Origin of the sequence: Nostoc sp. NOS(2021) (genome assembly GCF_017115025.1) — a bacterium.
In the GTDB taxonomy this organism is placed as follows: domain Bacteria; phylum Cyanobacteriota; class Cyanobacteriia; order Cyanobacteriales; family Nostocaceae; genus Nostoc.
In genome coordinates this window covers 1-7,357 of record NZ_JABXKM010000105.1, presented here as the reverse complement: position 1 = coordinate 7,357, position 7,357 = coordinate 1, and the positions used below count along the sequence as shown (strand labels likewise).

Genomic DNA, 7,357 nt, shown 5'->3' with positions numbered 1-7,357 from the left:
CGCAGAGCAATCCCAAGCTCCGCTCCTGAATTCTGACTTCTGAATTCTTCTTCAATATTTTACTTTGGTCAAGATGTGCTCGTTTGGCAGCGTTTCTACTTTTGCTGTTTTTAAGCCAAGCCCACAACTGTAATCAGTATATCGATCAACTTAATGGCGATAAACGGCGCAATCACCCCACCTAAGCCATAAATTAAGATATTGCGTTGGAGTAGCTGATTAGCTGTCAGCGGTCTAAATCGCACACCCTTCAATGCCAAGGGAATCAAAGCGGGAATAATCAAAGCGTTGTAAATCAGCGCCGATAGTACAGCAGATTTAGGGCTAGTCAAATTCATAATATTCAGGCTTTGCAGGTTAGCAGCGACAAATATCACTGGGATAATTGCAAAGTATTTAGCAATATCATTAGCGATAGAAAATGTAGTCAATGCCCCGCGAGTAATCAACAATTGTTTGCCAATGCTAATGATATCGATCAGCTTTGTGGGATCGGAGTCCAAATCTACCATGTTGGCGGCTTCTTTTGCGGCTTGCGTCCCTGTATTCATCGCGACGCCGACGTTAGCTTGGGCTAATGCTAGAGCATCGTTAGTCGCATCTCCAGTCATGGCAACCAGTTTGCCTGCTGCTTGTTCCTTTTTAATGACGCTGATTTTGTCTTCTGGTGTGGCTTCGGCAATGAAGTCATCCACCCCAGCTTCTTTGGCAATGACAGAAGCTGTAATTCGATTGTCTCCAGTCAACATGATAGTATGCACTCCCATCCGGCGCAGTTGCTCAAAGCGATCGCGGATACCTGGTTTCACAATATCTTTGAGATAAACAATCCCATAGATTTCGTTATCTAGGCTGACTGCTAGGGGTGTACCTCCCAGGCGAGAAACTCGTTCGTAGGCAGCATCCAATTCTGGCGTATCGCGTCCGTTCCGGGAACGGACAAATCCCTTAATGGCTTCTACTGCCCCCTTCCTGGCCTCATACCCACCGGGCAAGTTAGTGCCACTCATACGTGTTTTGGCAGAAAAATCGACTCCTTCTGCCTGACTGGAGTCAAAATCAAACCGTGCTACTAACTTTTCTGCTAGTCGGACAATGGATTTACCTTCTGGTGTATTGTCAAAGACACTAGCCGCCCACGCAACATTAGCAATTTCCGACATTGAATGACCGTTGATGGGAATAAACTCTTCCGCCAAACGGTTGCCGAGGGTAATTGTACCTGTCTTGTCGAGAACTAAAGTGTTGACATCACCACAGGCTTCGACTGCTCGTCCGGAAGTGGCAATGACGTTAAATTGGGCAACTCGATCCATACCAGCAATGCCGATGGTACTTAGTAAGCCGCCAATAGTCGTAGGAATCAATGCCACTAACAGGGCAATCAAAATTGGGATGCTGACTGGACTGTTGACATAGTAAGCAAGTGCTGGGAGAGTTACCACGACTAACAAAAACACTAAGCTCAGAACTGCCAGCAATACCGTTAGGGTAATTTCATTGGCTGTTTTACTGCGTTCTGCCCCTTCTAAGGAGGCAATCATCCGGTCAATGAAACCTTTGCCTGGGTCAGATGTGATGCGGATAATTAGTTCATCTGAGATAATCCGCGTCCCACCAGTGACGAAACTAGTCACGTCGGAGCCTGATTCTTTTAATACTGGTGCGGATTCCCCAGTAATTGCCGATTCGTCTACCGAGGCGACACCCATGATTACTTCGCCATCGGCGGGGATGATATCGCCAGCAACGACGTAGATGGTATCGCCCTGTTTGAGACTGGTGGATGAAACTTCACTAATTGTGCCGTCGGAAGCAAGTTTTTTAGTGATCGCCTCTGATTTTGTTGATCGCAAGGCATTGGCTTGGGCTTTACCCCGCACTTCTGCCAGTGCTTCGGCAAAATTGGCAAACCAAACTGTAAAGAATAAAATCCCTGACAACAAGCTGTTGAAAAGTTGCGGGTTCTTTTGCAGGGCTGGGCCAAATAGGTTGGGATCAATTGTTAGCAATAGGGTGATGATTGTCCCCACCCAAACCACAAACATCACTGGGTTTTTGATTGCATACTTAGGGTTGAGCTTGATAAAAGCATCTCTAATTGCCCTTAAGTACAGCCACTTAGTACTTGCCCTCGCCTTTTTACGTGCTTGGCGGCGATCGCCAGGACGAGAATTTGGGCGTCTAGCTTTGAAGTTAGTTGCCACTTGATTCAATAAATAAAGTTAGGAGTTAAAAGTTAGAAGTTAGGAGTTAGAAGTAGCGCTGTCAAGGTCAGTCTTGTATTCATTACTAGCTCTGAACTCGGCACTTGAGCCTCTGAACTCGGAAGTTGAGCCTCTGAACTCGGAAGTTGAGCCTCTGAACTCGGAAGTTGAACCTCTGAACTCGGAAGTTGAACCTCTGAACTCGGAAGTTGAGCCTCTGAACTCGGAAGTTGAACCTCTGAACTCGGAAGTTTCAAAATTCTAAAAGAATAAGTGAAGATTTTGTTTGAACGAATATGAAATTCAAGCTACATATCACCTTAACAGGGCTAGAGTTAGGAGTTATTAGGAACTTCCAATAAAAAATAGTCCAACCTGTAGGGTGCGTTAGTAACGCACCCTACGAAACCGGATAATTTATTTTTTAGTATTCTCTTAATTCCAAACTTATAACTCATAACTTTTCTAACTGCCAGATGCTAGTTTCAAACCCTCAGCTATGGGGCCTAAAGCCAGAACGGGAAAGAAAGTCAACACTCCCAAAACCAGTGTCACTCCAGCCGTGATACCAGTAAATACCAGAGAATCAGTTCTCAGAGTACCAGAGGTTTCTTGTACTTGTTGTTTGCGAGACATGCCGTCAGCGAACAGCAAGATGGCAATCATCGGAATGTAGCGTCCTGCGATTAAGCTAACTAAAGTACTCAAGTTCCACCACAGGGTATTATCCCTCAATCCCTCTAAGCCGGAGCCATTATTTGCGGCTGCTGAGGCGTATTCATAAACTACTTGAGAAATACCGTGATAGCCAGGGTTGCTAATTCCAGATAGGGAGATGGGATAAGCCAATGCGATCGCACTGGGAATCAAAACTAGAATTGGGTGAATCAACAGCACCACACCGGCGAGGACGATTTCCCGCTTTTCAATTTTGCGTCCTAAAAACTCTGGGGTACGTCCTGCCATTAGTCCAGTTAGGAACACTGTGAGAATTAAGTAAATAAATAAGTAAGCTGTTCCAGTTCCCTGACCGCCCCAGATCACCCGAATAAACAAGTTGAAGAGAGTCGAAAATATTCCTTGCGGCATCAAAGAATCGTGCATTCCATTCACCGCACCAGACATAGTAGCGGTAGTCATTACTGCCCAAAATGCCGTTTGTGCCCAGCCAAATCGAACTTCTTTCCCCTCTAAATTGGGCTGTTCTAATCCAAAGGTGTTATTAACCAGGGGATTTCCTTGCAGTTCTCCCACGGCTGTTACCCCCACCAGAACGACAAAAATCACAAACACCATCCAAAAAAGCAACCAAGCTTGTTTGATGTTGTTGGCAAATATACCGTAAGTGTAAATCAAGGCTGCTGGTATAGAAATCATGGCGATCATTTCTATCAAGTTAGAAGCGCCATTGGGATTTTCAAAGGGGTGAGCTGAGTTTACGCCAAAAAAGCCTCCGCCGTTTTCGCCCAAAAGTTTGATCATTTCAAAGGATGCCACCGGGCCTCTGGCAAGATATTGCGTCCCGCCTTCTAAGGTTCTCACATCCATAGTCTTAGCTAATGTTTGTGGTACACCTGCTATAAGCAAGGCGATCGCTCCAATAATCGAAATCGGTAGCAATATTCGCGTAATTCCCCGGACGAGATCGACGTAAAAGTTTCCTAGTCTTCTACCCGTCAACCCGCGAATAAAGGCAATTCCCACAGATAAACCGGTGGCTGCGGAGGTGAACATCAAAAAGCCTAAAGCCGCTACCTGGCTAAAATAGCTTAAGGTTGTCTCACCAGCATAGTGTTGCTGGTCGGTATTCGTCACAAATGAAATCGTTGTATGCAGCAATATATCCCAGCTGGGCGCACCGAAGCCGTTAGGATTCCAGGGTAAGAGTCTCTGAAAATATATCAGCAAATACACGGAAATACCCATGATCATGTTGCTGTACAGTGTAGCCCGGATATACTGCCAAGCCGTCATATCATCTTTTCTGCGAACACCCGCTAGTACGAACATACTTCGCTCTATGGGGTTCATTAAAAAATCAAGCAGTGTTCTTTCTCCCAAGAAGACACGCGCTATGTATCTTCCCAATAGCGGAGTGATTGCTATGACGATACACAGCGTTAAGCCTATTTGCAAAAAACCTTGTCCCATATATTTCGCGATCAATTAAATTTAAGTGCTAGCAAGCCAATTCTGAGAAATAACAGATTAACCGTTGGAGTATTTGATTTCAAGGGATTTTCTGAGGATGCACTAATCTCTGTTGGCTGCTGTGGGAAACTTGTATGCCTTTAAAATACTCGATGTCTAATGCCACATTTTCATAGCTGACATTCGCACTTCCCCTTAAACAACAAGTTTCTAGATATGGACTCAGTTGGGTACTCGCTGCGACTTCTAATTCAATGGCTTGTTTGTTCATTAGTTATTGGTAACTCTATCTTCGTACAATATTTTAGCGATCGCCTGAATATGTTTTTAAAGAGCTTGCTTTTGTTCTGGGGTCTTCGGTAGGTAAATACACTCATCTTACCTATCCTGACTGATTTTCGCCTTCTTTGCAAAAAACTGTAATGCTCCCACCGAATGGCACTAATATTTCAGCAAATCCATTATCTACAGGGCTTTTGGGTGTGGGGTGTAGTAAGTTAAAGATTTATTCATATTGGTACTTATTTCTATTTGTGTTTATTCTTCCCTACCCCTTACACCCAGTCCAGGCAAGGGTTTCACTTTTTACTTTTTCTTAGTGCCATTCCTTACTTGACTTTTAAGACAGTCCCTACCGGGGATTGTGATCGGGCTAATATATTTGTATGAGTTAATTTTCAATAGTGAAGGTTTACAACGAATTTTACAGGTAAAAAATGTTTAGTAAAGTAGAAGAAACTTTGATAAATTCTGGTAAATAAAAACCAAATTATTGTTGTTGAAAATCTCAACGTCAAGGTAATGGTACGCAACCGTAAACTATCAAAATTAATATCAGAAATGACGATGTTAGGTCGATTATTGACTATGAAAGAAGCTATAAATAAGCGTGGGGAGACATATGGGCTAATAGCGATCGCCTTTGCTATCGTGATAGCACTGGAATATTTGACACCACCTGAGTACGTATTTGGCTACCTCTACACAGGGACGATTTTGTTAGCAGATTATCGATTGAATCGGGGAGCAGTATTGGGGATCACTGTTGCAGCTACAGGATTAACATTGTTGAATTTGTTTGTTCCCGGAGGAGAATTGATTAATCCTCCAACGTTGGCAAATAGGTTGATTGCAGTGTTGGCGTTGGTGGTAACGGGTTGGTTAAGCGATCGCAACCACCGCAATGAAGAAGCGATCGCTTATACCCAAGCACAATTACGCTCCCAAGAACAACTAGCTATCATGCGTGAAGATTTTGTATCTACCCTAACGCATGATTTGAAAACACCCCTATTAGGAGCAATTGAAACGCTGAAATATTTTCAAAATGAGCAATTTGGTGAAATCACGCCAATGCAAGCAAAAGTTTTACAAACAATGGCTCGTAGTCATCGGAGTACACTGCAATTAGTCCAAACTCTTTTAGATGTGTACCGCAATGATGCCGAAGGGCTGAAACTACAGATATCACCTGTTAACCTGGTGACAGTGGCGGAGGAGATCATCGCTACCCTGACTGAACTAGCGAGAACACGTCAGGTTTATATTTCTCTGCACTATGGCGAATCAGATTTTCGGAGCTTTCTCTGGGTAAATGGCGATTCTTTGCAACTTGGGCGAGTCTTCACCAATCTCCTGAGTAATGGCATTAACCATACCCCCCGTGGCGGTAAAGTGGAAGTAGTATTTGAAGGTTATTCTAGCGATCAAGTGGTAAAAATACTCGATACTGGTTCCGGCATTACCGAAAAAGAGTTACCCCACTTATTTGAAAGGTTTTATCAAGGACATAGCGATCGCCATGTCTCAGGATCTGGACTAGGGCTTTATTTGACCAGGCAAATTATAGTTGCTCATAGGGGTACAATTTGGGCAGAGAATCGCTCACCACGGGGCGCACTGTTTGGTTTCCGACTCCCAGCTTGTCCACCACCGGGGAGTTGAGAAATCAATTCAAAATTCAAAATGACGCTCGCAGACTCGCTAACAAAATTCAAAATTGTACCCTTACAGGGAAGCAAGCTACGCGCAGCGTCTCGTAGAGAAGAAAAAGACAGCCAAAGATGAGGGAAATGAATTTATAACCAATGCCCAATGCCCAATACCCAATGCCCAATGCCCAATGCCCAATACCCAATACCCAATGCCCAATGCCCAATTACAAATGACAAAAATCTTGCTGGTTGAAGATGATGAATTATTTCGGCTTGGTCTGCGGATGCGGTTGCAACAAGAAACTAGTTTGGAGATTGTCGCAGAGGCAGAAGATGGGGAACAAGCTGTAGAATTAGCAAATAGCTATCCCCTGGATTTGGTCTTGCTGGATATAGGTTTACCGGGGATTGGCGGGATTGAGGCTTGTCGCCAGATTAAGCAGAAGCACCCAACTTTACCAATTCTGGTTTTAACGTCTCGTTCTGAAAAACCCTTGATTTCACGGTTAATTGCCGCCGGGGCGCAAGGTTACTGTCTTAAAGGTATTCCTGCTGAGTCTCTGATATTGGCAGTGCGATCGGTTGCAGCGGGGGCTTCTTGGTGGGATCAAACGGCAACAACAGAAATTAGAGCAGCTTTTGAGGGAAATTCCCTGGCGGTGCTGCCTACAAAAACTGAGGAACCCTTAGGAAATCCCTTAACGAAGCGGGAGCAAGAAATTTTGGCACTGGTGGCAGCCGGCAAAAGCAATCAAGAAATTGCTGAGATTCTCTACATTGCCCCTGGTACAGTGCGGGTTCATGTCCATGCTATTTTACAGAAACTAGAAGTACGCGATCGCACTCAAGCCGCAGTCTTAGCTATCCAAAAAGGATTGGTAGCACCAGAATTGTTGATTAATTAGATAAAACATTTAGATAAAACATTCAAACGCCAGCAGTGGAATAATTACAGTCAATTACAATACTAGTAATTATACTGCGATCGCAGGCAGTGATATATAGCAGGGGACTGGGGACTGGGGACTGGGGACTGGGTTGAAAGTCTGTTTGTATATAGGTTTT

The 7,357-nt window shown here is 44.2% G+C and carries 5 protein-coding genes and 1 pseudogene; 3 read left to right on the top strand and 3 right to left on the bottom strand.

The window, feature by feature from the left end:
* Nucleotides 1-110: 110 nt before the first annotated feature.
* Nucleotides 111-2,216, bottom strand: coding sequence for a potassium-transporting ATPase subunit KdpB (kdpB, locus tag HWQ41_RS13170; protein ID WP_292763346.1), 2,106 nt, complete (start codon nucleotides 2,214-2,216; stop codon nucleotides 111-113).
* Nucleotides 2,217-2,280: 64 nt separating this feature from the next.
* On the opposite strand from kdpB, the gene HWQ41_RS13165 reads away from it, so the two are divergent.
* Entirely contained in the window at nucleotides 2,281-2,472 is a 192-nt protein-coding gene (locus HWQ41_RS13165) for a hypothetical protein (protein ID WP_292763345.1), read from the top strand.
* 200 nt (nucleotides 2,473-2,672) lie between these two features.
* Here HWQ41_RS13165 and kdpA read toward each other — a convergent pair whose 3' ends face one another.
* A complete protein-coding gene (gene kdpA / locus HWQ41_RS13160) occupies nucleotides 2,673-4,358 on the bottom strand; it encodes a potassium-transporting ATPase subunit KdpA (RefSeq protein ID WP_292763344.1) in 1,686 nt (561 codons plus the stop codon).
* Between the two features lie 88 nt (nucleotides 4,359-4,446).
* Nucleotides 4,447-4,679: pseudogene (locus tag HWQ41_RS13155) on the bottom strand (hypothetical protein); the annotation flags it as partial.
* 525 nt (nucleotides 4,680-5,204) lie between these two features.
* On the opposite strand from HWQ41_RS13155, the gene HWQ41_RS13150 reads away from it, so the two are divergent.
* Complete coding sequence (locus HWQ41_RS13150; protein WP_292763343.1) at nucleotides 5,205-6,302, top strand: HAMP domain-containing sensor histidine kinase; 1,098 nt, start codon at nucleotides 5,205-5,207, stop codon at nucleotides 6,300-6,302.
* Nucleotides 6,303-6,501: 199 nt separating this feature from the next.
* Nucleotides 6,502-7,197 carry a response regulator transcription factor gene (locus HWQ41_RS13145; RefSeq protein ID WP_292763348.1) on the top strand — a complete coding sequence of 232 codons (696 nt, stop codon included), beginning with the start codon at nucleotides 6,502-6,504 and terminating at the stop codon, nucleotides 7,195-7,197.
* Nucleotides 7,198-7,357: the final 160 nt, after the last annotated feature.

Excerpts from the sequence above, each read along its gene's own strand:
- kdpA (WP_292763344.1), bottom strand. The coding sequence starts at position 4,358 with ATGGGACAAGGTTTTTTGCAAATAGGCTTAACGCTGTGTATCGTCATA.
- HWQ41_RS13150 (WP_292763343.1), top strand. The coding sequence starts at position 5,205 with ATGTTAGGTCGATTATTGACTATGAAAGAAGCTATAAATAAGCGTGGG.
- HWQ41_RS13145 (WP_292763348.1), top strand. The coding sequence starts at position 6,502 with ATGCCCAATGCCCAATTACAAATGACAAAAATCTTGCTGGTTGAAGAT.